Source organism: Bacteroidales bacterium, assembly GCA_035647615.1.
In the GTDB taxonomy this organism is placed as follows: Bacteria; Bacteroidota; Bacteroidia; order Bacteroidales; family 4484-276; genus SABY01.
In genome coordinates this window covers 35,976-60,978 of record DASRND010000005.1, presented here as the reverse complement: position 1 = coordinate 60,978, position 25,003 = coordinate 35,976, and the positions used below count along the sequence as shown (strand labels likewise).

Sequence of the window (25,003 nt, the reverse complement as noted above, 5' to 3'; positions counted from 1 at the left end):
GTTAATCAGTTATCGTTTTGAGAAGCATCAGTTGTACTATCGAGCAAACTCAGCAGCCGTTCCATTTCTTCTTCCGAACTAAATTTAAAAACAATACTTCCCTGTCCTTTGGGATTACGTTTTATCTGCACTTTGGTTTGGTAGCCGGTGCCGATACGCTGCGTCATATCGGTTATCCTTTCGGACAGTTTAACACGCTTTACTGATTTGCGCTTCGGCTTTTTGATTTCTCTTACCTTCTGCTCTACTTCTCTCACGTTGAGTCCCTGAGTAATTATTTCTTCGAGCAGTGTGAGCTGATCTTCGTGACTCTCTATATTGACAAAACTGCGTGCCTGCCCCATGGAGATGCTTCCATCGCGCACGGCGAGCTGCACCTCGGCGGGCAGTTTGAGCAGGCGCAGGTAGTTAGCAACTGTTGAGCGTTTCTTACTCACTTTCTGGCTAAGAGCTTCCTGTGTGAGGTTGCACTCCTCGAGCAGCCGCTGGTAACTGATGGCAATCTCGATGGAGTTGAGGTCTTCGCGGTGGGTATTTTCTATCAGCGCCAGCTCGAGCATCTGCTCATCGTTGGCCACGCGGATATAGCAAGGCACATCTTCAAGCCCGGCAGTTTTGGCAGCGCGCAGGCGGCGCTCGCCGGAAATTACCTGGTAGCGGTCGTAGCCAAGTTTGCGCACTGTGATGGGCTGAATGATGCCCTGCTCACGGATACTATCGACGAGTTCGCTGAGGGCTTCTTCTTCAAAATCGTTGCGTGGCTGAAAAGGATTGGTTTCTATTTTGTCGATGCCGATGTTGGCGATGGCGCCCACCACATAGTTGCCCGAAATATCTTTGGAAGTGATATCGGTATCGGGACTTTGCAGGATGGCTTCGAGGCCACGCCCTAAGGCACCTTTTCTGGTTTTACTTGCCATTGGATAAATCAATTTGGTAATCAGCAGAACTCATGCGGGTAAGCTGGTTTTTCTGCAAAATTTCGCGCGCCAGGTTCAGATAGTTGATAGCACCTGACGATTGTGCGTCGTGCATGATAATGGTTTCGCCAAAGCTGGGAGCTTCGCCAAGTTTGGTGTTGCGGCTGATGATGGTATCGAAAACCATTTGCTGGAAATGCGTCCTCACTTCCTCCACCACCTGCTTTGCGAGCCGCAGACGCGTGTCGTACATGGTGAGCAGGATGCCTTCGATGTCGAGCGCTTCGTTGAGCCGCGACTGCACGATCTTAATAGTGTTGAGCAGCTTGCCCAGACCTTCGAGCGCAAAATATTCGCATTGCACCGGAATAATCACCGAGTCGGCAGCGCAGAGGGCATTTATCGTCACCAATCCCAGTGATGGTGAGCAATCGATAAGAATAAAATCGTAGTTGTTTTTAACTTTATCAATCACGCGTTTCATCATCTTTTCGCGGTTGGGCAGATTGATCATTTCAATCTCCGCCCCCACCAGGTCGATGTGTGCCGGGATGAGAAAAAGGTTGGGTGTGGTGGATTCGAGGATGGCGCCGTCGGGATGAATATCGTCGATGATACATTCGTAGATGCTGGTCTGCACATTACGCGGATCGATGCCCATGCCCGAAGTGGCGTTGGCCTGCGGATCGGCATCGATAATCAGCGTTTTGTATTCGAGTACTGCCAGCGCTGCCCCCAGATTGATGGCTGTGGTAGTTTTGCCTACGCCCCCTTTCTGGTTAGCTATAGCTATTATTTTTCCCATCTTTTTGCTCTTCTTTCTTTGTTTACAAAAATATAACTTAATCGGCGCATGTCTTACAATTGTTGTAAAAAGAAATCAACACGCTTCCGTTGTCGAAAGCTACAATCTATCAAAAAAGCCGGCCCGGGAGCCAGCTTTATTATTAATCACATTACACCCTTTTGGATTTATACTTTGTCGGACTCTTCGCTGGTGGCATCATCGACACCCCCATCGAGGTCTTCAAATTTCACGTTTTTAATCTCCTGCTCTATTTCGGCTACGTCATTCTGTTCGCTGTGATAAGGTGGTTCGGAGTCGGTAGTGATAAATGCCATACTTTCCTGCAAGCCTTCCTTAAACTTCTCGAAGTCTTCCTGATAAAGAAAAACCTTGTGCTTTTCGTAGAAAAACTTGCCGTTTTCGTTGTCGAAACGTTTTTTGCTTTCGGTGATGGTAAGATAGCGCTCTTGCGCCCGTGTTTCTTTCACATCAAAAAAATAGGTACGCTTGCCCGCCCTGATCGCTTTCGAAAAAATCTCTTCGCGTTGCTTGTATTTTTCTGCTTCTTCCATTTTATTTAAAAAAGGTTTGATATGTTTTGAAACGCAAAAGTAGACAATAATATTTTTGAGGCACGGAATGGATGGGGTTTTTTGAAAAGATAGCTGGCGGTTTGTAGTCTTCAGCCCACAGCCAACAGTCCAAGCGACAACTTGACAACTCAGCGTTCGGCTTAGGCTGCGGTGGCTGAGCTGGCTTCGACAAGCTCAGCCACCATGTCGAGGTCTGCCTAAGCTGCATTTATTTCCGCAGGCTCTGCTGCCTTTATCAATTCAATAGTAAAAAAAATAGTGTCAGGCAAAGCCTGTAAAACATAGACTGAACGAGGCAAAGCCTCGTCCAAACCCCATCCGATTCAAATTGCGAATTCCCGACAACCCGACATCTTCTTCTTTCCCGACAACCTGACAACTTCTTTTCTTCCGACAACTTCTTCTTCCCTCATCGAAAAAAAGATAATTTTGCCGCAGTAATTATGAATTATCATACTGTTCTTAAAGATTTATGTTAACCAGACGGCACCTTCGGGTAAAAGCGCTTCAAGCGCTCTACAACTATTTTGTAAGCCAAAATTCCGACCTGGCTGTGGGCGAAAGGAACATGCTGAAAAGCACCGAGCGCATCTATGAACTCATCACCTGGCAGCTGGCATTCATGGCGCAACTGGTAAAATTCGCCACCAAACGTCAGGAGGAAAATAAAAAGAAATTCTACCCTACAGACGATGACCTGAATCCCAACACCAAATTTATCGACAATCAGCTTATCGCAAAACTTACCCAAAACAAGGACTATCAGCGCAAAGTAAACGCCTACAAAATAAACTGGGTTGACGAAGAAGATATGGTACGCAAGGTTTACAACGATATGCGTGGCAGCAACATCTACGAAAACTATATGAACTCCGGCAAGCACTCATTCGACGAAGACCGCTCTTTTATTGCGACCCTTTTTAATGAATTTGTAGCCTATCAGGATTTCATCGATTATTTTTATGAAGAGAAAAACATCTACTGGGCCAACGACCTGGAGATTGCCAACCCGCTGGTGGTGAAGATCATAAAAGGGCTGCGCAAAAATGACGACGAATTCGCCTTGCTTCCCACCCTCTATAACACTACAGGGAAAGAAGAACCCGACGAGGACAAGGATTTTATGGTGCGCCTTTACCACAAAACGGTGCTCAAGAGCGACGAGCTGGAAGATATTATTAAAAATAAGGCCAGCAACTGGGAAATCAACCGCATTGCCACCATGGACATCATCTTGCTTAAGATGGCGCTCACCGAGCTGATGGAGTTTCCGTCGATACCCACAAAGGTGACGCTGAACGAATACATAGAGCTATCCAAATATTACAGCACGCCCAAGAGCAAAGTCTTTATCAATGGCATCCTCGACAAGCTGATCGTTGAGCTAAAAGAAGAAAAAAAGATTGTAAAAACCGGCCGCGGCCTGATGGATTAAGGTTATCTCTCTCCTGTTAAATCCTTTGTCACCGCAAAAACGCTAAGGCACAGAGATTATAAAAATAATTTTTTCTGACTTTCCTCCGCGTCTCTCCGCCTCCGCGGTTAAACCCGTGTTTCCTTCCCAAAAACTATCTTTGTCAAAATTTTTAATACAAACCAATGGCAAAGCGAAACCGACAAGCACTTCCGCTGCTCGAAAACGTAGAGATAAAAGACGCCGGCTCCGAAGGCAAAGCTGTGGCACGTGTAGATAACATGGTGATTTTTGTGCCGTTTGTGGTTCCCGGCGACGTCATCGACATTCAGGTGACCAAGCGCAAGCGCAACTACATGGAGGGCAAAGCGGTGAAAATGCACAAGCTATCTCCGCTGCGCATCACGCCGCGCTGCGAACATTTTGGCATTTGTGGTGGCTGCCGCTGGCAAAACCTGCCGTACGACCAGCAACTTTACTACAAACAACAGCAGGTGAAAGACAACTTTGAGCGCATCGGCAAACTAAGCACCGAAACGATGACGCCCATCCTGGGGTCGGAAAAAATTTATGAATATCGCAACAAGCTGGAGTTTACCTTTTCTAATCGCCGCTGGCTTACCGATGGAGAGCTGCGGCAGGAAGAGGCTGTAAATATGGATGGATTGGGGTTTCATCTGCCGGGAATTTTCGATCGTATCCTCGATTTGAACAACTGCTATCTGCAGCCGTCGCCTTCCAACGACATCCGGCTGGCTTTGCGCCAATATACCGCTGAGCATCACCTTCCATATTACGACAACAGAAAACATAAGGGGATGATGCGCAATGTAATCATCCGCACGGCCAACAGCGGCGATGTGATGGTAATTGTGATTTTTGCCCTCAACGAGCCTGATAAAATCAATCCGCTCATGGATTTCCTCAAAGAGCGCTTCCCGCAGATAACCTCGCTTTTTTATGTGGTCAACAGCAAGCTCAACGACACCATCAACGACCAGGAAACGGTGCTTTGGACCGGCAAGCCTTACATCACGGAACACATGGAAGATTTGCGTTTTAAAGTTGGTCCGCAGTCATTTTACCAAACCAACGCCGAACAGGCTTACCAGCTTTATAAAGTTGCCCGGAACTTTGCCGCCCTCACCGGCACAGAAACGGTTTATGATCTGTATTGTGGTGCTGGCACCATCGGTATCTTTGTGGCGCATCAGGCGCGGCAGGTGGTGGGTATCGAATACGTGGAGACGGCCATCGACGATGCCCACGAAAATTCTAAAATCAACAACATCACCAATACGCAGTTTGTGGCCGGCGACATGGCCAAAGTTTTTAATAAGGAATTAATCGAAAAGTATGGAAAGCCCGACGTTGTGATTACCGATCCGCCGCGGGCAGGCATGCATCCCAAAGTGGTGGAGCAACTGCTGACGCTGCAACCACAGCGCATTGTGTATGTAAGTTGCAATCCGGCCACGCAGGCACGTGATATTGCTATGCTTGGCGCAGATTACGAAATCGCTGCCATACAGCCGGTGGATATGTTTCCACAGACGCAGCATGTCGAGAATGTAACTTTGCTCATCCGCCGGCAGGCAACAGCCGAATAATCTCTTCGGCCAGCGCATCCACGTCCAGGTTTTCACCTTTCACTATCAGGCGGGCTTTTTCATAATAAGGAACCCGCACCCGAAGATCTTCGGCAATGCGTATTTTCAACTGTTCGTCGCTAAGCCCAGCAATGCGTGGGCGCGGCCGCTTTGCATTTTTGAGTCTTACAAACAACGACTCAGGCGCCATGCGCAGATAAACAGAAAGGCCATGCCGGTTGATGCGCTCCATGTTGTCGGCATAGCTTGCCGCGCCGCCACCCAGCGATACTACCCGGCGCTTTAGCGCAAAGGTTTCACCGATAAGCTGCGCCTCTATTTTGCGAAAAGCTCCTTCGTCGTAACGCTCAAAAAATTGGGCGACGCTAACGCGGTAAGTCGATTCGAAGAGTTCGTCGATGTCGAGATACTCATAACCGATTTTGGCAGCCAGTCGCCGACCGGCAGTAGTTTTGCCGCTACCCATGTAGCCCGTAAGATATACATTCATGCGCCCGACGTTTTCGGACAAAAGTAGCAAATTGTAGTTTTTTACTATTTTTGCCATTCATTTTTTTTGGATATTATTAATGATTTACATAAAACCTGTTTTCGCTTACATTTTTGTGATGATGCTCATGTGGGGCTGTTCCGGTGGCCAACAGGACGACCGACTGCCCGCCGATCTGGTGAAAAACCCGCGCACAGCCATCGGCGAAAGCTCCAAAGACAAAATGCCGGTGATGCACTTCGACAACACAGAACACGACTTTGGCAAAGTGATACAAGGCGAAAAGGTGACGTATGCTTTCCGTTTCGACAACGGCGGCAAAGCCGACCTGCTCATCACCAGCGTAAGCTCCAGTTGCGGCTGCGCTGTGCCCGCCTACACCACCCAACCCATTGCGCCCGGCCAGAAGGGAACCGTAAAAGTTACCTTCGATAGCAGCAACCGCCGTGGCTTTCAAAACAAAACCGTGACAGTGGTCACCAATACGCACCCAGCCAGCCACTTACTCCGAATAAAAGCACAAGTGGTTTTACCCGAGAATTTTTAAAAAGAAAACTTTTCTATAACTAAATAAACAAGAAAATCAATGACAACTGCATTAATCAACTTTATCCTGCTCATGATGCCCAGTGGCGAAGAAGGGGGCAGCTCCTCCAGCTTCTTTTTGATGATGCTGCTGATGATCGTGGTGTTTTATTTCTTCATGATCCGTCCGCAGATGCGCAAGAGCAAAGAACAAAAGAAATTTCGTGAGGCTTTGGCCAAAGGCAGCAAAATCGTTACCATTGGCGGTATACACGGCAAGATTCTCGAAGTGCGCGACACCACGCTCATCATCGAAACCGAAGGCCAGGGACGCCTGAAGATAGAAAAAAGCGCCGCCGCTGCCGACAACACCTCCATGATGGCCGAGCAGCCCGCAAAGTAGGCGCTTCCGCTAAATAGTTTAAAACATAAAAAATCCACGTCATCATCGGCCTGAAGGCTGACGGTGACGTGGATTTTTTTGGGGTTTTGCTGAAGGTGGATGCCAGTATTTTATTTTTATTTTTGTTTTTCTCGGATCAAAAAGTCTTGATACAATTCCTCTATTTTAATTACTTGCTCAAATCCTTTATTTTTCAGTTCTATCCCAACGTCCTTTTTTTGCTTCTTTTAGAAGTTGATCAATATCGCCTTCTGAGGCAGTTGATTTAGAAGTTAATTCTTCGTACCGCAGATAGTCAAGGATTGTCTGAATTCGGGAGGTTTTAATACCAGCAGAAACTCTGACCAGTATTTCGTTATTTTGTCTTTCTACTATCATTTTTCTCTTTTTTAAATTTTCGTGTGCGTCAACCAACACCACCATTTGTAATCGAGAAACAAACCTACGCATTAAAAGTTGGTTTTACATTACAGAATCACAGCCGTGGAAAAAAGAGAAATCTTTTTCGGTTTGATCTAACGCACCTCTAAATGAGTGATGGGTAAAAATTTGTTGTCGGTTCGTAACTTGAATTTTGTCGATTAAGGCTTCAACTCTCTAATAGAGAGAAATGGCAACGCAGCTTCGTTGGCGTCCTGTTAGTGATTTGTTTGGTGAGAGAGAGGGATTTTATGACCGCATGTTTTACAACGCGCATTATTCCGAATAAAAATTATTAAATCCTTTTCGTCTCAATCCGTCTTTAAGTTTTTTATCACCTGTCCAGATTGGCAAATTCAATTCCAAAGTCAAAGCAATAAATGGGGTATCCTTAACATCAATATCCTTGCATAAATCGTAGGCCTTTTGCCGACTCTCGATGCTAATGAAATCAATCGGCACAAATTGTATCTTTTGGATTATGCCGGTAAAGTATGAATAAAATTCTGACTCATCAAGTTTTGAGCTTTTTATCAACTTTTCCTTATGTTTATATATCTCCGCAATCAAAAAGTTTGGTGCAAAGAATGCCCTGTCACTCTCAAACAAGACATCTCTAATTTTTGATGCTTTTGGGATTAAAGCCGAAAAGATCAAGTTGGTATCAACTACCACGCTTTTTGAAATCATTGCTTTACTTCTTTTAGAAAATCTTTCCCGTTTTCATCCCACCACTCTTCATTAACCTGTTCGGCAACATTTATAATATCATCGCTGAACTCCGACTTCTGAGCAAGCTGCTCAATCTGAAGTCTCTTAAGAAGTGAAATCAGGTAATTCTCATCAAATCCTTTTCTGTTTATTTTTAAAATCACCTGATCTCCTTTATTTTCAATCACAAGATTTTTCATAATTTTCCCTTTTAAAAGTTTGCACAAAATTTCCCTTGAAATAGTATCAGTATGCTTGTATCTGAAATTACAATCTTAGGCATTGGCTATGTCGGAATGTAAATCTGATCTGAACGGTTCTCATCATTTATTTGATTTACTAAAGTGTTCTTCAAGACTTTCAAAATTTATATTCATTGAGCAAAGATAAAACAAGCTGACACATCCATATTTTTAATCAGAGAACAAAACTACGCATTAAAAGTTGGTTTTGCGAATTACAGAATCACACACGACCGCCTTTCAAATCGTTTAAAAATTCATCTTGCCTCATAGCTTGTGCATTTAAATCGTCCTCTGTCAAGTCAGGTAGTGAATTAAAATATTCAATAACCGATTTTTTTTCTTCATCATGTTCAATAAGATCATTAAAATAATTTTTATAATTCTCAGGAATTAACCTCTTTATCACTTCAGATTGTCCGTCATTCAAATATCCAGACATTATACCTTCTGATCCAAACTTCTTTTCTATTGGAACCCCAAACAAAATCACTGGATTATGTAGGGATTGTAAGGTAACTACCTCTTTAACCGTATTTATGTAACAATTACAGAATAATGCTAGTGTATCATTTTTTATTGTTGGTAAAGATGTTCCTGCGGTGAAAAAACTTGGATTGTTTAATTCCATGTATCCTTTTACTCGTCCTTTATTGTGGCTAAAATTAGATAATGACCAGTACAATTCTTGAAGATTACTTTTCCATTCATATTTATCATTTATGATTTTATAGTATCCATTTTTAATAAGTTTATGCAGAACAGCTGAAAATCTTGGCGTGTTTTCAAACGAATTAATCCAATCATCAGCTTTCTGCCTATCAACTTCCTCAGATAATAAATAAATAGAAGTAACTGTTAATTCTAAACCTCTTCTTAAATCAGAAAACGCCGATTTATATGACCCAATCAATGCATGTTTTATGGAATGGTCAAGTTCCATTTCTGTTTCATTTGATGGATAATATCCCAATTTTACTAATTGATTAAAATCTGCTTTAATTGTTTCGGAGTGAAATTCCATGTATTCAATCGCAAGTTCTAATTCAACAATGTTTTCATATTTAGTTCGAATAAACTCAAGACTTGCTTCAACTCTTGAATCAATACCATGAATAAATAGCCTACCTTTCATTTCAATTGGCTTGCTATTTCCCATCAATATTTTGGTAAAATCACTCATAATTTTGTTGCGTTTCTAATCTTGCCGTGTAACAATCATGTATAGCTTGTAATCCTTCTCAAAAAAAAGGCTAACCATCAGATTGCTTTGTTGGGTATCGTTAGCTCGTATGATTGCCGTGTTTCTCATCTGATTGAAGTATCTTTTCTTAGAATTCACAAACTATTCAATGTACAATTCATATCTTATTCCAAACTTTTTACAACGATCAATAGCACTTTCGTAACCACATAATGCAGATTTAATAGCGAAGTTATCTGATTTTGTTTCCTGACCAAGCTTGTGATATTGGAAAGCAATATTCCAATAGCTCTCACCCAACATCGCATTTTTAACTTTACCCTTCATAACTTCATTAACATTTGTTGATAAATGTTTCAAATAATAATCAACACTTTTTTCGTAGTACTCAACAGCCTTGTAATAATTTTTAAGATCGCTATTAATAAAACCTAAATAGAAATAGCATGAGGAAATATACTTATTTTCTTTAGCGTAAGTAAGCGCCCTTTGCGTATTTAAAATAGCGTTTTCATAATCTCCCAATTCCCGATAGGCGTCTGCTAATTTGATATAGATATAGTATAAAGTTTTATTTTTAGTTTCACAATTTGATGCTTTTTTTAAAAATGTTATGGCTGAAGAATAATTATTACTCGAATAATATGCTGATCCCATTAAATATAGCGAAAAACAATCCAGTGCATCCGGGCATAAATCATACGCATTTTGATATGTATCAGCAGATAAATTTTTTAATCCATCAAAATAGTATTGTTGAGCTTTATCCACCATCTCTTTGGCTTTGACACAGGCATTTTCAGTTGATGGAGAATTAAAGTTGAATATTATTAGGTTATCATCTTCAATTTGAATTCTCCCTAATTTTTCAATGGCAGATTGGCCTAACAAAAGTGGCGCTGAAAGTTCATGCATAATCGCAGCTTCAACATTGCGAATTATGATCCCTCCTATCTCAAGCTCTCTTAAGATTACCGTGGTGTTTTCTACAATATCGCCATTTGCTATTTGTGAATAGGATGAACCATGCAAATCACTTTCATCCATGTAGCCATTTTTAAGCATGAAATTAGCCTCAGACAAGGATATTGAAACGGTACTGGCACCGGTGTCAAAAATAAAGCGCAGCCTTAAGCCATTAATTGTACAGGGAGTTGTGTAGACGCCACCTTCCTTTTGCATCTTTATCCTAACTTGAGATTTCACCGACGTGGCAAAAAGAAGTAGGATTATGCTCGTGAAAATTACTTTTTTCATTGCTATAATTTTAGAAGCCAAAATTAACATCCTTTTTGATTTAAAGGACACTTCCCTCAACTTTTTAATTTGTCCGTTAGCGGCTGGCAATCTTATCTCCAAGTCGTGCGGCCAGGTCTTCGATATCGTGATGCCTTGCTATTTGTTTTATCCATTTTTCGGGTATGTTGTCGAATCCATAAAGCAGAGCTGCAAGTCCGCCGGTAACTGCTCCGGTGGTGTCGGTGTCGTCGCCCAGGTTTACCGCTTTCAGAACTGCGTCTTTGTAATTTTCAGTTGTCAAAAGGCACCATATACTTGCTTCGAGGGTATGCAATACATAACCGCCACTCGAAATACTTTCTTCTTTCTGTTCGTAAATGTCTTGCTCAAGCAATCGCGCAAACAACGCAATCTCTGTCGGATCGATGGAAAGGCCAGATAAATAGCTTGTGATTTCCGTTTGCAGGTTCTTATAAATTTCAAATTTGTCCCGTCCTAAAAAAATTTGCCGGGCAAATTCAAGGTAGTAGAAACAGGCAATTACCGAGCGAATATGCCCGTGAGTAATCGACGAAACTTGTTTTGTAATCTCATATCGCTCGTCGATTGGCTTATCCACGATGTGAAACAGCAAGGGTAAAATTCGCATCAGAGAGCCGTTGCCGTTTGACGCAACATCAAAACCTCCAGCTAAATCCGGTTGCACTCCTTTGGCCAGCCGGTCGATTGCCTCTCGTGTGGTTATTCCGATATCAAAAACATCTCCCCGTGGTGTCCAGAAGTTTTCGCTCGCCCATTTCACAAAGTTTTTCCCAATTGTATTCAAATCAAAATTGCTTGTCATTGCCTCGGCAAGGCAAAAAGTTAAGGAGCTATCGTCGGACCAGGTGCCTGGCGGTTGGTTATAAGTACCATGACCACGCATGTCGGTTACAGAGTTTTTACGAATGGTTTGCCGACTCTTAAACTCAACAGGAACGCCAAGCGCATCGCCAACTGCAACGCCAAAAAGAACAGATTTAATTTTATCAGCATAATGCTCCTCTGCTTTTTTCATTTCTACTGATAGGCGTATTGCCTCCATTTCTTCATCGGTAAACTCCACCATTGGCGTGTTTTCCATTTCCTCCAGCTCCTTTGCCGCCGCTTTATCCCCGGCCTCTGCCCTCCGCCTCAACCTGCCAGCCTGCATCCAATCCACGTCAGCTGCTGTTGCGTGCAGATTGTAGGTGATATTACCTTCCTCGTCTTTTTCGACTGGTTTTAATTTTTTCATGATATCAGTAGGTTATCAAATTGCCTGTTCGTTAATTTCAAATTATATTCTTTTTCAATTTGCTTTTTTAGCACAAAGGATTTTACAAAGAATTTGGCATATTCGCTATCCACGTTTTCAGACTTTGTTAGATACAAAAATTCTTTTGGAACTCTACTTGAGTATTTTTTTAGCCCTGCTACCACACGACTATCATAAATGAAAAATAATTCAGGGATATGAAAATGTAGATATTTCGAACAAAAAGAACGCTTTTCATTTTCTGTAATTTTTTTTATTTCTTCCACTAAATACTTGTGAACAGAAAGAATGTCTTGTAGGTTTTCAGTGGTTATTTCTATTCCACGATTTATTGATGCTAACAAACTGTCAATGTCCGAGTTTTTAAAAAGCGGTGCAACTTTGCTTATGTAAAAGTCATCATTTGTATCAGTTTTATTTTTTCTTCTTTCTATTGCGGCAGCATACGATCGACCAATTAACCATACTTTTGCTATGATTTTACCATTTTCTTTGTGTTCAAAATTCTTTTTGCACAATTCGTAAAGAACTTCATTCCCAAAATCCCATTCACTTGATTTAAGTGCATTGTCAATATCGTTTCTTGATGGTATCATTTTATTTTTCTTATGAGATTCGCTTTTTAAATTAATATTAACGTTCGTGCATGGTTTCCAGGCAGGCTTTTCACTTCGTCGGTGATCATATATTCCTTCCCAAAAAACAAGCAGGCCATCGGTTTTCTGTGGTACGATTCAACAGTCAAATTGATGGCAGTCTTTTTCATTTACCTAAACTTTTTTTTAAAAGCCAAAATTAACAAACTTTTTGATTGAGAAGGGCATTTCCCCGTTCTATAATTTTCTGCCTCGCCGCTACCAGACCAGCCTTTCAGCAGGATTTAAAAGTAAGCCGGCAACTTTGTGTCATCAGCCTGCCGCCGGTGACACAGATTATTTTTGAGTTTTGGACATTAACAGAAAAGACTACTGCGAAAGGTTAATATGGAGTCGAATTCGACCCCTTTACAAAAACTGCAAGGATTTAGCTTTGCTTCTTACCAATTGTGAGAATCAGCCTCCAAAACTTCCTTCAGCTTAAAATCGTTATTGCGGATAAGCTTGCAATCCTCCCCGTAAAGCAGAGATAATTTTTGCTTTCTGAACCCATTTAGTTTTCATACTTCCCAATTGCCTGCAGGTATTTTGCTTTTGCAATTTCAGCATTACACTTCGAGTTGGTTAATTTGTCTTTTGTGGATTGGGCCATCGCTTGGGCTTCCAACAAATCGGAGATGCCGATAATTCCGGCCTGGTAATTATCCTGTGTTATCTTCAGGTTTTCCTGAGCCTGGCCAAGCGCTGCAAGAGCCAATTTTACCTCATCGAGATTTTGCTGAAGTACATTGCGGGCATTTTCAAATTGAAGGGTGAGTAACTCATACGCTTCACTTTGTTTGTTGCGTGCCTGTTCAATTTTAAAACGATGCTCTTTTATTTTATGCGAAGCTCCCCACCAGTCAGTAATAGGAATACTTAAACTGGCCAATCCTATGGTGTTGTCCAGGTCTAATTTGTCGATTTCGGCATAAAACACGGAACCACCCAACGCCAGTTGGGGTAAAGATTCGCCTCTTGTCATTTTCATCTGAAGTTTTTCCGCCTTAATGGCAATGTCTGTTAATTGATATTCGGTTCTTGAATACAATAATTCGCTAACATTTGCCGAACCGGCAGTTCCTTCAGAAATATTCGGTTCGTCGGTTAGGGTGAGCAATGAATCACATTCGATTCCAATGTGTTGACACAGAAGTTTCTTGCTTAAATCAAGTCCGTTCACCAACTTTAAGCGATTCATCTGCAATTCATTCTGACGTAGCTGAACTTTCAACACATCGTTCCGCTGCGTCAATCCGGCCTCATAAAAATTATTAACATCCCGCAGGAGCGTATCCAGCAGCGACACATAACCGCCTAATGTATTCAGCTTTTCTTTTAGTCCAATAACCGACCAGTACAACTCTTCTGTTTTGATAAGAACATCAGTGGTTGTCATCTCTTTTTGCAACTGACTTACTTCTACGCCAACTTTTGCTAATTTATTCCCATTCCTGATTTGTCCGCCCATATAAACGGGAATAATAGCCGTTAAACCAGCCAGATTAACTTTGTCGATCATACTTATTTCCATGGGTGGCAGGTAGGCAAATTGCTGCCCGTTTTCCAGCAAAGTCCCTTCAATATCCGAAACCGGCAGTCTGATCTCAGGCGTTTCTATGCTAAGCAGATAATCGACAGAACGCATTGCCATTAAATTCGCGCTAATTTTTGGGAAATAATTTGTAAAAGCAGCTTTGCTCACTTCCTGCGACGCAAGCACATTGTACTGTGCGTCGGCAATCTTTCTGTTGTTTTCGATGGCCAACTGTTTGCAGGAATCCAGGCTTAGGGTTTGTGCATTTCCGTTCAGCGAAAACAAAGAGAAACCAATCACCAGCGCGATAAGCACCGGTTTAGGAGGTACACTCCAAAATCCATTTTTAACTTTTTTCCCTTCGGGATAGGTGAGCATATAAAGAACAGGTAAAATGTAAAGCGTTAGTACCATTGAGATTAACAACCCGAAACAAATAACCGTTCCAACGGGACCCCACAGTGGTGAACGGCTCAAAATCATCGGAACCACGCCTGCCGATGCTGCTGCAGAAGTAAGGAAAATCGGCCGCATCCTGCGTTTGCCGGCTGCCAGTGCCGCCTCATAAATAGGCATGTTCCTTTTATCCTTTAATTCCCTGGCATAATCAATTAGAATAATGCCATTACGAACCACCATCCCGCAAAGGCTTATAATTCCAATAAAAGCTGTTGTGCCAAACGGATAACCCATTAGGTGCATGCCGATTGCCGTTCCGGGAAGCGCCAGAAGCATGGTGGCCATAATGATCAGCGAAAGCCTAATCTTTTTAAACTGGAACAAAATAATGATGAATATCAGAATAATACTCAGCCCCAAAGCATATCCCATGGGGATAAAAGTCCGCGACATTTCTGCATGATCACCACCATGCGTAATGGTCGTTCCTTCCGGTAATTCCAAAGCATCAATCTGCGGCTGAATCTCATTAAAAATGGAAGATGCCACAACTCCCCGGGCATTGTCAACTAAAATAGTAAGCGTTCTAATCCCATTCCGGCGCACGATATTGCCTTCGGTCCATTCGGGCGTAAAGCTCGCAATAGAACGCAGTGGCAATGTAGCCATTCCGGTTTGTGAGCTTATATACTGGTCGCTTAGCGTATTTAGATTTCTAGCTCCGCTGGTTTCCTGCAAAAGCTCGACGTCCACCGGGTAATCACCTTCCCACAAGGTAGTAAGCGTCATGCCTTTTAGCCCCATAGCCAGGGAATTTGCAACTTGTTGTTTCGAATAACCCAGCCGATTAGCCCTGTCGCGGTCGAGATTTACTTTTACGCTCTGGCGCTTTTCCTGCCAATCGTCACGCACCCAACCCACATTCTTCGCGGTTGCGATTATTTCGAGAACCTGCCGCTCAACAGCGCGTATATCTCCGATGGAATCTGATGAAATCAGCACCTCAACCGGCGCTTTGGTAGGTTGCAGGGAAAGTATCTTCCATTTAACATGAGCATTGGCAAAAGCGTGGGAATACTTTTCCTCATAATCGTTTACGATTTCGCGGGTAGCTTTGTTTGATACGGTGTTGATAAGCAGCTGACCCACATTGGGCGCAGGCATGCCGGGCGCATACATGGTGTGAAAGCGGGGAGAAGTGGTGCCAATAAAACTGGCTACGTTAACCACACGATTATCGCTTAATAAAACCTGTTCAAGACTATCAACCACTTGCGCGGTATTTTCGAGAGATGCACCAATGGGCAATATAATTTCAACCGCAAACTGGTTTCTTTCCATTTCGGGAAACAGTTGTTGGTCAAGATTCATAAATAAAAAGACGGCAAAACCAACAAATAAAGCTCCGATGCCAACCACCCATTTTGGCCTTTTGAAGGCTGCTTCAAGTGAAGAATCAAACCAGCCCTGGAGCCTGTCCAGGAAGGACTTTCCTTTTTTCTTCTTTGTAGAAGTCAACCCTTTTTTTATGAATACGAAATTCAAATAGGGAACCAACAATACGGCTACAAGCACCGAAACAATGAGGGCAACGGAAATTACAATGGGCAAGGTCTTCATAAACTCACCGGCACCTCCCGGAATCATAAATCCCAAAGGAATATTGGCTGCCATAATAGCCAATGTTGCTGTAACTACCGGTATCAGCAATTCTTTAGCACTCTGAATGGCTGCTTGCCAGGGAGAAATATTGTGGTCGAGTTTCTCGATATGATTATCTATTATCACAATGGAATTGTCCACAATCATTCCGAGAACGAGAATTAATCCGGCCAAAGAAACGGTATGTAGTTCAACCCCGATAAAATAGAGGATACCCAGGGTAATCAATACGGAAATAGGCACCGTAATTCCGGCTACAGAGGCAACCCTGAACGGCAGCAATATAATGGTAACCAGGATAACGGCGATAATTGCCATCAGGAACTCTAACATGAAATTTGATATCGACTCATCCACATATTTAGGCAATTCCGAAATTTTGGCAACTTCTATATCCTCAAAAGAATTTTTCTGAAAACTGGCAATAGCTTTGTCAACATCCTTCCCATACTGCACAATGTTGTTTCCGGTTTGCATTTCGAGCGACAGGAGGATGGTTTTTTTACCATTTTGCCTGAGATAACTCTTTGGCTCATCATAGCGACGCTCAATAGTTGCCACATCTTTCAGGCGTATGATATTTCCACTTGGGTCGGAATACACAATTTGGTTGGCCAAATCCTTTTCCGATTCATAATTTGGCGGCAGATGAACAGCCAGGTCATAATTTCCATCTTTTAATTCGCCAGCATAATTTACACCGCCGTTCATCCTATAGTTGCCCATCAAAGTCAGCGAATTAATCCTGTACTCTTTTAGTAGCTCAGGATTTACATTCACAAATATCTTCTCGTGTTGAAGTCCAAAATGTTTAATCTTTGAAGTGGCGGGAATTTTACGACACTCAGCTTCCAGTTTTTTAAGCTCCTTTTCTAACTCCTTATAGCTTTTGGTGTCCGACGACAAAGTAATCAGCAAGGCTGAAGTGTCGCCGAAATCCGAATTCACCATTAAGGCATAAACTCCTGACGGTAAAGTTTTTTTAAAGTCATTTAATCCGTGCTTCAACTTCGACCAAAACTGGTCCGCATTCTCTACATCATCGTTCAATTCCACAAACATATACATCATTCCCTCTTTCGAATAAGAATACGTTTTGAATTTATTCACCTCTTTAAATCCGTAGATGTAATTCTCAACTTCCGTTGTAAGCTGGGCTTCTACTTCGGCAGAAGTGGCGCCCGGATAGATCCCTACCACCAATCCCTGCCGGATGGTAAAAACGGGAAATTCATTGCGCGGCATATCTTTAAGAGCGAAAATACCACCTATAATCAAAAGCACGGTAATCAAAATTACAATGGTGTGGTTCCGCATCGCGGCCCCTATAAAACCTTCTTTTTTGTAGGTCATTCTTATAAACTTATTTGGGTATTATCAGCTACTTTTTCTTTTCCTTCAACAACTATCATCTGGTCAACTACAAGGCCACTAAGCACGGTTAAGCCACCCTTCTGATAGGAACCAACTTTTATGATTTGTTTCTTTACCCTGTTATCTTTTGGCGACACCGTATAGACAAAGGTATTCCCATGGTCATCGGTTGTCACCGCTGTATAAGGAATCACTACCTGTGCTTCATCCATTTCATTTTCAAAAGTCACATCGCATACCATTCCGGGCTTGATGGCTCTATCGGCATTTTGAACGGTTGCTTTTGCCATATAGGTTCTCGCGTAAGGATTGGCCACAATTCCAACATGACTAATAACGCCTTCAAAGCTCCTATTTCCAAGCGCAGAAACTCGCACTATAGCTGTTTTGCCTTTTTTAATTTTTTCGATTTCATTCTCAGGAACCGAAAAATTAATTAGAACCTTTTCGATTTTCATCAAAATAAAAGGTGGCATGCCGGCTGCCGACGACTGCCCTGGCTCAACATTCCTAATGCCGATGGTACCATTGTCGGGCGCAAACAAATTGCATTTCCTAAGTCTGCTTTTTGCCAAATCGAGCTGCACTTTGGCTTGTTCCAGATTCGATGCCATTTCCACCCATTTTATCTCAGGCAGGCTGCCTTTGTCGTAAACTTGCTTCATCCGATCGTAAGCATCCTTAGCTTGCGCATGCATCGTCTCAACTACTTTGTATGAATTTTCCATATCAGCTGCATCCAGGGTGGCAAGCAACTGGCCTTTTTTTACATTATCGCCTTCCTCAACCAGCACTTTCTCAACTGTCCCCATTCCCTGAAAAGTGAGCGGTATGGTTTGAAAAGCCTCAACGGTACCACTGTAAATCAATTTCACTTTTTCGGTGGCAAGCTTTACTTTTTCGATTTTAACTCCCACTGAAGACTCTTCCCGATTTTTACCCGACACTTCCTTTTTCTGTTCACAACCGACCATTGAGATTAGGACGATACACCCTAAAAGAACTTTTTTCATAACTATTTTTTATTTAACTAATTCGTTTTCCAGAACCACATATTTAACAAGTGGGCAAAATTACTGGAGTGTGTTGGCACTAAAAGGTCATTAGTGCCATAATTTTGGCCTATTCATCGCTCTTTGTGTATTTTCACCGACTATTCGACCTATTTTTGACAAAAAATGAAAAATACAATCTCCTATTTAAACTGGCGTACCGAACTCGAAAATGTAAAAGCAGATTCAATCGGACAAGATTTCATTCTGCTTGGCAACGAAAATTCAAAAAGCAAGCGCTACTTTTGGGTTAAGGAACATGAATTTGATATTCCGTTCAAAATGGATGCAACAACAATTATAATTTGCACCCAGGGGAAAATGAAAGGGAAAGTGAATTTAAAAAGTTATTCATCTGAAGCTCCCGGTCTTTTTATCGTATTGCCAGATCAGATTTTACAATATGAATACATAAGCGCCAATTTTAAAGGAGACTTCATTATAATGTCAAAACAATTCACAAATGATTTATTGCTAAACATTCACGAACGGTTTCCTTTGTTCCGTTCCATTCAGGATAATTCATGGATACCCTTGACAGCAGCAGAATTAATTTCGATGACGGATTATTATTTCATGTTTAAAAAGACTGTTCAAATGGAAAATACTCCTCATCGGATGGAGATTATAAAGCACTTGTTACAAGCTTTTTTTTATAGTTCAAGTTATCATTTCCAGAAAATGACAGATTCAGAAAACCAGTCGAAACAGGATTTATTAATGAAGCGGTTTTTAGATTTAGTAAAACAAAATTTTAAGAGTGAAAGAGGTGTGGAATTTTATGCAGATAAATTGTGCCTTACCCCAAAATATTTATCGAAAGTTGTGAAACAAAACAGCGAAAAATCGGCAAGCCAATGGATTAATGATTTTGTAATTCTGGAAGCCAAAGCCCTATTGCGCTCTACCAACATGACTGTTCAGCAAATCGGGGATGAGCTAAATTTTCTCTCGCAGTCATTTTTTGGAAAATATTTTAAGCGAAGAGTTGGGGTCTCGCCCAAAGAATACAGGAAAGTTTAAGTGCAATTTTATGATCTTTTTTTAATCGGTTGCCACAGAATCTATTCCCACATAAATCTGTCCGTCATATATTAATTGAAAATCATTTTTGATAAAGATTGCTGGCTCCTCTTTATTCGCTTCTTTCGTTTTTAAGTTTACGTAAACTAAAAATAAAGTGTCTTTAGATTCAGACAATCTACATTAAGAATTGTTTTAGCTCCACCCTTTTACCCATTCATCGCGCTCCGATTTCTGCAGGAATGTCCAGGCTACAATGCGGCTCTTTTTGTTGCCCTGTCCCATATCGATGGGTTTTATGGCGGTGGCTTTCACCAGTTTCAGTACATTGTAAATACTTTCCAGGTTGGACTCTTTCGACACCAACGAGGTAAACCACAGGCAGGAAGTGGCGAAATCCTTGCTTTGAAAAATCATGTCGGTAACAAATTTGCCTTCACCGCCTTCGCACCAAAGTTCGGTGCTTTGGCCACCAAAATTCCTGACCGGAGTGGCGGCGTGCTTTTGCCTTAAATTTTTGATTTTGCGTTGCGTGGCTTTTTGGGCTTCTTCGGCGGAGCTGTGAAAAGGAGGGTTGCAAATGGTCAGATCAAACCTTTCGTCGTTTTTAATGATTCCTTTAAAAATATCTTTGGGCCTGGTCTGTAATCTAAGCTCTACTGCGGCTTTCAGGCTGGGATTTGCAGCGATAATGCCCTCTGCCGATTTGATGGCGAGCGGATCAATGTCACTGCCGACAAAGCTCCAGCCGTATTCGTGGTGGCCAATAATGGGATAAATGCAACTTGCGCCCACGCCCACATCCAAGCATTTAATCTGTTTCCCGACGGGGATTTTGTCCGTATTTGATTTACTCAAAATATCCGCCGCATAGTGGACATAATCAGCCCTTCCGGGGATGGGCGGGCTTAAATAGTTTTCGGGGACATCCCAGAAATCAATTTTGTAATAGTGCTTGAGCAGCGCCACATTGAGTGCTTTCACGGCCTTTGGATTAAAGAAGTCGATGGATTCGTCGCCATAATCGTTGGGGCGCACAAACCTGGCCAGCTCGGGCGAAGTTGTCTTTAAAAGATCAAAGTCGTAGCGTTGCCGGTGCTTGTTGCGTGGGTGCAATTCCGATTTTAGCTGTTGGGGTTCTTTCCTGGGTTTAAGCATTCGTGGTCTTGTTTTTTATCAAAAGGCAAATTTACTTTTTCCTTTGATTCGTTTCATAGTTGTCCGGTAAAGAAAATCCTTATTAAAATAAATTCTTCTCCATCGGTTGGCGGATACTAATAACAAGTTTTTGTAATCGGATGAACTCCAGCAGATTTCTCTCCGACCAGTTGGCGGATCGAAATGACACGCAACATTAGGGATTGGGGAGGAAAATCATATTTATCGGACAATAGTGACGACTCAAAGTCTAAAAACTAACTTTGCAAAAAACTATTTAACAAATGAACAGATTAAAAATCATCATCTTTTCTTTAGCCATTTGCATCAGCATCCCGGTATTGGCTTTCGACTACCCGGGTGACACCGTGGTAGTTCACGCCGTGAGTTTCGACGACCCAAGCCCGGAAGGGTGGCAGGCGAGCTATCACAAAACAGTTATATTCCCGAAAGGTGACAACCGATGGGGTAAAATTATTATGGTGCAGTGGCTCAAATGCGACAGCGCCACCAAAGCCGATAAATATATGTGTGGTGAATGGGATTACATCTGGGATACCTATTTAAAAATCCCAAAAGGCGATACCACCGAAATTTTTAGCATCGGAAGTTTTGTTACACCTTACGGAAAACGCCTGGAGATGGGTGGCGAAAATGGATGGCAATGGACCTATGATGTCACCGATTACGCACCCTTGCTGCAGGGAACGCTGGACATTGTGACCGGCAATAATCAGGAGCTGCTCGACCTGAAGTTTCTGTTTATCGAAGGGTTGCCGGAAAGGGATGTGCTCAGCGTGCAAAATATTTATCCTTACGGAGAATATACCTACGGCCAACTGGCCGACGACAGTGTGCTGAGCAAGACGCAACTCGTGCTCGACAAAAACGCAAAGGGCTTTCGCCTAAAGGCACGCATTTCGGGACATGGACATGCAGGGCCACACAATTGCTGCGAATGGGATAGCAAAACACACACGTATTATATTAATGATGATGCGCTTTTTAGGTGGAATGTGTGGAAAGATTGTGGCAACAACCCCATTTATCCGCAAGGCGGCACCTGGCCTTTCAACCGTGCCGGCTGGTGTCCCGGCACCAAGGTTGACGAATATGAATTTGAACTAACACCAAAAGTTACGCCCGGCGACACCATCGGTTTCGACTACGGTATCGAATATTATGCTGATAACGGAGAACGGGATGGACACTTCCGCATGTCGCATCAGATGTTTAGCTTCGGCGCTTCAAATGCCAACAATGATGCATCCATCGTTGATATTATCAATCCTACCGACAAAGACGAATATAGCCGCTACAACCCATCGCTCGACCTTCCGCGCGTCATCATTAAAAACTCAGGAGCGTACCCCTTGAAAAATTTGTTTTTTACCTACGGATTGAAAAACGGACGGAAATCTGTTTACCGATGGCACGGGAATCTTAGCTTTTTGGAAACTGAAGAGGTTTATCTTCCCCTCCCCGACTGGACCGGAATTAAAGAAGACCCTATTTTTATAGTCGAAATAAGCAAACCAAACGGCGTGACGGATGAAAATGACCTGAACAATTATTTAGCAACAAACATCGAAATCCCTATGGAAATCCCCGAAAGGTTTGTTGTGGAATTGAAAACAAATAATCTGGGCAGGCCGCTGGAAAACCGAATGAGTTTTACCAATATGCTCGGCGAATGCGTATTTTTTGTAGAAGATTTTAAAGATGACACCACCTATCGCTTCGAACAGCACCTGGAAAAAGGAGCATGGGAGTTTGCCTTTACCGATGATTTGGAAGATGGCATTTCGGTACATTGGTGGAACTACAACAGCGCCCCCGACCAGGTAGGAATTGCCGGAAGTATTGTTTTTTATTCGATGGACGGAGAGGAACTTTACCGCTTTAAAAGTGATTTCGGACAGGAGCTTCGCTTGCAATTTTTTGTGGGGAAATTACCATAAAGGATTGGCTTAATTGGGTGAAGATAAATACTATACTCCTCTTAGAAAATCTTTGCCATTTTTATCCCACCAATCCTGGTTGATCTGGTCGGCAATATCTAAAATATAAGAACCGAACTCCGACTTCTGGGCAAGCTTCTCAATCTGAAGCCTTTTAAGTAACGATAGCAAACAATTCTCATCAAATCCTTTTCTGTTTATTTTTAAAATCACTTGATCACCTTTATTTTCAATCACAAGATTTTTCATAATTTTTCTTTTAAAAGTTTACTCAAAATTACTTTTGGAGTAGTTTCAATGATCAAGACTTTATAGATTCTTACTTACTGGTGTCCGGTTAAATAATTTGTAAATGTTTGAAATCCATTATTTGTTAAACCTCTACGAGGTATCGAGGATTTGGGGGTTACTTTTATTCTACAATACTAAATCGCCTATGGCGAATTCCCCGCCAGCTGGCGGGGATAAAGTATTGTAGAGTAAGGGTTTAATATTTTCACAAATTCCGCGTAGCGGATTAACAACTTTTAGCCGGACAACAGTGATTCTTATTAATTGAACAAGGATAAAACAAGTTGCCACATCGAAAAACGATATTCGCTGAACAAACATTCCTTTACTAATCGTTATCAAGGATTCGCTATTTTTGCCGTCCGCCGTTATGGCGCAACTGTAAAACTTTGCCGGCATGAGCATCTTTAGTTTTTTCTCCGAAAAAAGGAGCGACACTTACAAATACAAAACCACCGTCTTTGTGATCTGCCTGATCATCTCGTCGCTCATCTGGTCGCTCATCAAGCTGGCCGAGGTGAACAGCACCCGCATCCGCATCCCCATTACCTACACAGGCACCCCCGAAGGCAAAATACTCACCAGCCGCATCGATACCACGCTCACCATCGGCATTCGCGACCAGGGATTTGTACTGGTGTGGGTTAAATATTTTGCAAGAAAAAAGCCTCTCAACATCAGCCTGGCCGACTACCGCCTGCGCCGTACCGACAACAGCTTCGAAACAACCATCAATACCAGCCGCTGGTCTCAGGACTTTCTGGAACAGTACAACCTGAGCGGCAATGTTGAATACATATCGCCCGACACGCTCAACTTCGTTTTTGAAAACAGAGTTGAAAAAACAGTCCCGGTAAAATCAAATGTCAAACTAAACTACCAAAGTCAGTATTTCAGCCTCGACACCCTCGTCCTCCAACCCGACTCGGTGCAGGTGAGCGGATTAAAACATGATATTGCTGCCATCACCAAAATAGAGACGGTACCCACCGATTTCGACAACCTGAGCGCTTCCATCAACGAAAAGATAAAACTCCAAAAACCTAACGATGTGGCTACGTTGCAAATCGAGCCACAACAAGTACAGGTAAATCTGAAGGTTGAAAAGTTTACGGAAGCCGAAATAGAGATCCCCATCGAAAAGATAAATTCTCTCACCCCATCCAGGATTAAAATCTTCCCGGAAACGGTCGTCATCCGCTATCTGGTGTCGCTCGACAACTATTCGAAAGTTACCCGCGAGTTGTTCCAGAGCACGGTGGATCTTTCGCAAATCAGCAACCGCGAAAGCCAGAAACTATCTGTCAACCTGCCCGAATCACCACAGTTTGTCCGTGTGGTGCGGCTGGAGCCAGAAGAAGTGGATTTTTTAATTTTTAAATAAAGATGATCAAAGCAGGTCTAACCGGAAATATAGGCAGCGGCAAAAGTATTGTGGCAAAGATTTTCAGAACGCTGGGCGTGCCGGTTTTTGATGCCGATGCCAGCTCCCGCCAACTGACGCAACAGCCGGAAATTCTGCAACAAATCGCCGAAACCTTCGGTGCACATCTTATCGTTGGCGAAAGCCTCGACCGAAAAGCACTGGCCGAGATCGTTTTTAAGGATTCGGAAAAACTCGATTTGCTCAATCAGATTATCCATCCTGCCGTTCATGCCGCTTTCGCTAAATGGGCTTCGCAGCAATCGTCAGCGTATGTACTTTATGAGGCAGCCATCATTGCCGAAACCGGACGTGCCGGCGATCTGGATACACTCATCGTGGTAACGGCGCCACAGAAGCTGCGCCTGCAAAGAGTTATGAAGCGCGACAACGCATCCCGCGAAATGGTGCTGCAGCGCATGAAAAACCAGTGGCCGGAAGAGAAAAAAGTTGCGGCCGCCAATTATGTCATTTATAACGACAACAGCCGGCTGGTAATTCCACAGGTGCTGACCATCGATGCCGCTTTGCGCAAGGTTGGCAGGGCATAATTTCAAATCAAGAATCCGGGACATTCAAGTAATTATTTAGGTGGTGTAATTGAATTCTAAATCTCCTTCGCGCCCAGCGCCA

24 protein-coding genes are annotated in these 25,003 nt (G+C 42.7%); 8 read left to right on the top strand and 16 right to left on the bottom strand.

The genetic code is table 11. The annotated features are described in order from the left end of the window. Nucleotides 1-5: 5 nt before the first annotated feature. The 3 genes from VFC92_02405 to VFC92_02395 form a co-directional block, all read right to left on the bottom strand. The gene (locus tag VFC92_02405) at nt 6-920 is read right to left on the bottom strand and encodes a ParB/RepB/Spo0J family partition protein (protein ID HZK07028.1); all 915 of its coding nucleotides are present in this window, start codon (nt 918-920) and stop codon (nt 6-8) included. Then, nucleotides 910-1,725 (bottom strand): AAA family ATPase, encoded by an 816-nt coding sequence (locus VFC92_02400; protein ID HZK07027.1) that lies wholly within the window; start codon nt 1,723-1,725, stop codon nt 910-912. Before VFC92_02400 ends, VFC92_02405 begins: the two co-directional genes overlap by 11 nt. Nucleotides 1,726-1,892: 167 nt before the next feature. Beyond that, nucleotides 1,893-2,279 carry a DUF3276 family protein gene (locus VFC92_02395; GenBank protein ID HZK07026.1) on the bottom strand — a complete coding sequence of 129 codons (387 nt, stop codon included), beginning with the start codon at nt 2,277-2,279 and terminating at the stop codon, nt 1,893-1,895. Nucleotides 2,280-2,772: 493 nt separating this feature from the next. Between VFC92_02395 and nusB the strand changes: the two genes are divergently transcribed. Beyond that, nucleotides 2,773-3,735 carry a transcription antitermination factor NusB gene (nusB, locus tag VFC92_02390; GenBank protein ID HZK07025.1) on the top strand — a complete coding sequence of 321 codons (963 nt, stop codon included), beginning with the start codon at nt 2,773-2,775 and terminating at the stop codon, nt 3,733-3,735. A gap of 164 nt (nt 3,736-3,899) precedes the next feature. After that, nucleotides 3,900-5,324, top strand: a complete 1,425-nt coding sequence (rlmD, locus tag VFC92_02385) for a 23S rRNA (uracil(1939)-C(5))-methyltransferase RlmD (protein ID HZK07024.1) — start codon at nt 3,900-3,902, stop codon at nt 5,322-5,324. Here the strand turns inward: rlmD and VFC92_02380 are convergent. Then, entirely contained in the window at nt 5,296-5,871 is a 576-nt protein-coding gene (locus tag VFC92_02380; GenBank protein HZK07023.1) for a shikimate kinase, read from the bottom strand. The genes rlmD and VFC92_02380 overlap by 29 nt on opposite strands. A 22-nt stretch (nt 5,872-5,893) precedes the next feature. Between VFC92_02380 and VFC92_02375 the strand changes: the two genes are divergently transcribed. Both VFC92_02375 and yajC read left to right on the top strand, forming a co-directional pair. Next, nucleotides 5,894-6,361, top strand: coding sequence for a DUF1573 domain-containing protein (locus VFC92_02375; protein HZK07022.1), 468 nt, complete (start codon nt 5,894-5,896; stop codon nt 6,359-6,361). A 39-nt stretch (nt 6,362-6,400) separates the two neighbouring features. Then, nucleotides 6,401-6,742 (top strand): preprotein translocase subunit YajC, encoded by a 342-nt coding sequence (gene yajC, locus VFC92_02370; GenBank protein HZK07021.1) that lies wholly within the window; start codon nt 6,401-6,403, stop codon nt 6,740-6,742. Nucleotides 6,743-6,928: 186 nt separating this feature from the next. Here yajC and VFC92_02365 read toward each other — a convergent pair whose 3' ends face one another. The 10 genes from VFC92_02365 to VFC92_02320 all read right to left on the bottom strand — a co-directional run bounded on the left by VFC92_02365 (nt 6,929) and on the right by VFC92_02320 (nt 18,475). Beyond that, complete coding sequence (locus tag VFC92_02365) at nt 6,929-7,192, bottom strand: hypothetical protein (protein ID HZK07020.1); 264 nt, start codon at nt 7,190-7,192, stop codon at nt 6,929-6,931. Nucleotides 7,193-7,438: 246 nt separating this feature from the next. After that, entirely contained in the window at nt 7,439-7,852 is a 414-nt protein-coding gene (locus VFC92_02360; protein HZK07019.1) for a PIN domain-containing protein, read from the bottom strand. Further along, a complete protein-coding gene (locus VFC92_02355; protein ID HZK07018.1) occupies nt 7,849-8,073 on the bottom strand; it encodes a hypothetical protein in 225 nt (74 codons plus the stop codon). Before VFC92_02355 ends, VFC92_02360 begins: the two co-directional genes overlap by 4 nt. Before the next feature lie 265 nt (nt 8,074-8,338). Continuing rightward, on the bottom strand, nt 8,339-9,298 hold the full coding sequence (locus VFC92_02350) for a hypothetical protein (GenBank protein HZK07017.1): 960 nt from the start codon (nt 9,296-9,298) through the stop codon (nt 8,339-8,341). 162 nt (nt 9,299-9,460) lie between these two features. Then, nucleotides 9,461-10,576, bottom strand: coding sequence for a retroviral-like aspartic protease family protein (locus VFC92_02345; GenBank protein ID HZK07016.1), 1,116 nt, complete (start codon nt 10,574-10,576; stop codon nt 9,461-9,463). A 76-nt stretch (nt 10,577-10,652) separates the two neighbouring features. Continuing rightward, nucleotides 10,653-11,834, bottom strand: coding sequence for an ADP-ribosylglycohydrolase family protein (locus VFC92_02340; protein HZK07015.1), 1,182 nt, complete (start codon nt 11,832-11,834; stop codon nt 10,653-10,655). Continuing rightward, entirely contained in the window at nt 11,831-12,451 is a 621-nt protein-coding gene (locus tag VFC92_02335) for a hypothetical protein (protein HZK07014.1), read from the bottom strand. Before VFC92_02335 ends, VFC92_02340 begins: the two co-directional genes overlap by 4 nt. A 26-nt stretch (nt 12,452-12,477) precedes the next feature. Further along, entirely contained in the window at nt 12,478-12,621 is a 144-nt protein-coding gene (locus VFC92_02330; GenBank protein ID HZK07013.1) for a hypothetical protein, read from the bottom strand. A 383-nt stretch (nt 12,622-13,004) separates the two neighbouring features. Continuing rightward, entirely contained in the window at nt 13,005-17,441 is a 4,437-nt protein-coding gene (locus tag VFC92_02325; GenBank protein HZK07012.1) for an efflux RND transporter permease subunit, read from the bottom strand. Between the two features lie 2 nt (nt 17,442-17,443). Next, the gene (locus tag VFC92_02320) at nt 17,444-18,475 is read right to left on the bottom strand and encodes an efflux RND transporter periplasmic adaptor subunit (protein HZK07011.1); all 1,032 of its coding nucleotides are present in this window, start codon (nt 18,473-18,475) and stop codon (nt 17,444-17,446) included. Nucleotides 18,476-18,640: 165 nt separating this feature from the next. Between VFC92_02320 and VFC92_02315 the strand changes: the two genes are divergently transcribed. Continuing rightward, nucleotides 18,641-19,537 (top strand): helix-turn-helix domain-containing protein, encoded by an 897-nt coding sequence (locus VFC92_02315; protein ID HZK07010.1) that lies wholly within the window; start codon nt 18,641-18,643, stop codon nt 19,535-19,537. Nucleotides 19,538-19,732: 195 nt separating this feature from the next. On the opposite strand, the gene rlmF is transcribed toward VFC92_02315, so the two are convergent. After that, complete coding sequence (gene rlmF / locus VFC92_02310) at nt 19,733-20,695, bottom strand: 23S rRNA (adenine(1618)-N(6))-methyltransferase RlmF (protein ID HZK07009.1); 963 nt, start codon at nt 20,693-20,695, stop codon at nt 19,733-19,735. A 284-nt stretch (nt 20,696-20,979) separates the two neighbouring features. Between rlmF and VFC92_02305 the strand changes: the two genes are divergently transcribed. Further along, the gene (locus VFC92_02305; GenBank protein ID HZK07008.1) at nt 20,980-22,656 is read left to right on the top strand and encodes a peptide-N-glycosidase F-related protein; all 1,677 of its coding nucleotides are present in this window, start codon (nt 20,980-20,982) and stop codon (nt 22,654-22,656) included. 30 nt (nt 22,657-22,686) lie between these two features. Here VFC92_02305 and VFC92_02300 read toward each other — a convergent pair whose 3' ends face one another. Continuing rightward, nucleotides 22,687-22,905 carry a hypothetical protein gene (locus tag VFC92_02300; protein HZK07007.1) on the bottom strand — a complete coding sequence of 73 codons (219 nt, stop codon included), beginning with the start codon at nt 22,903-22,905 and terminating at the stop codon, nt 22,687-22,689. A 439-nt stretch (nt 22,906-23,344) separates the two neighbouring features. Here VFC92_02300 and VFC92_02295 point away from each other — a divergent pair, with 439 nt between their 5' ends. Both VFC92_02295 and coaE read left to right on the top strand, forming a co-directional pair. Then, on the top strand, nt 23,345-24,331 hold the full coding sequence (locus tag VFC92_02295; GenBank protein ID HZK07006.1) for a CdaR family protein: 987 nt from the start codon (nt 23,345-23,347) through the stop codon (nt 24,329-24,331). A gap of 2 nt (nt 24,332-24,333) precedes the next feature. After that, nucleotides 24,334-24,921, top strand: a complete 588-nt coding sequence (gene coaE / locus VFC92_02290; protein ID HZK07005.1) for a dephospho-CoA kinase — start codon at nt 24,334-24,336, stop codon at nt 24,919-24,921. The last annotated feature ends 82 nt before the right edge of the window (nt 24,922-25,003 follow it).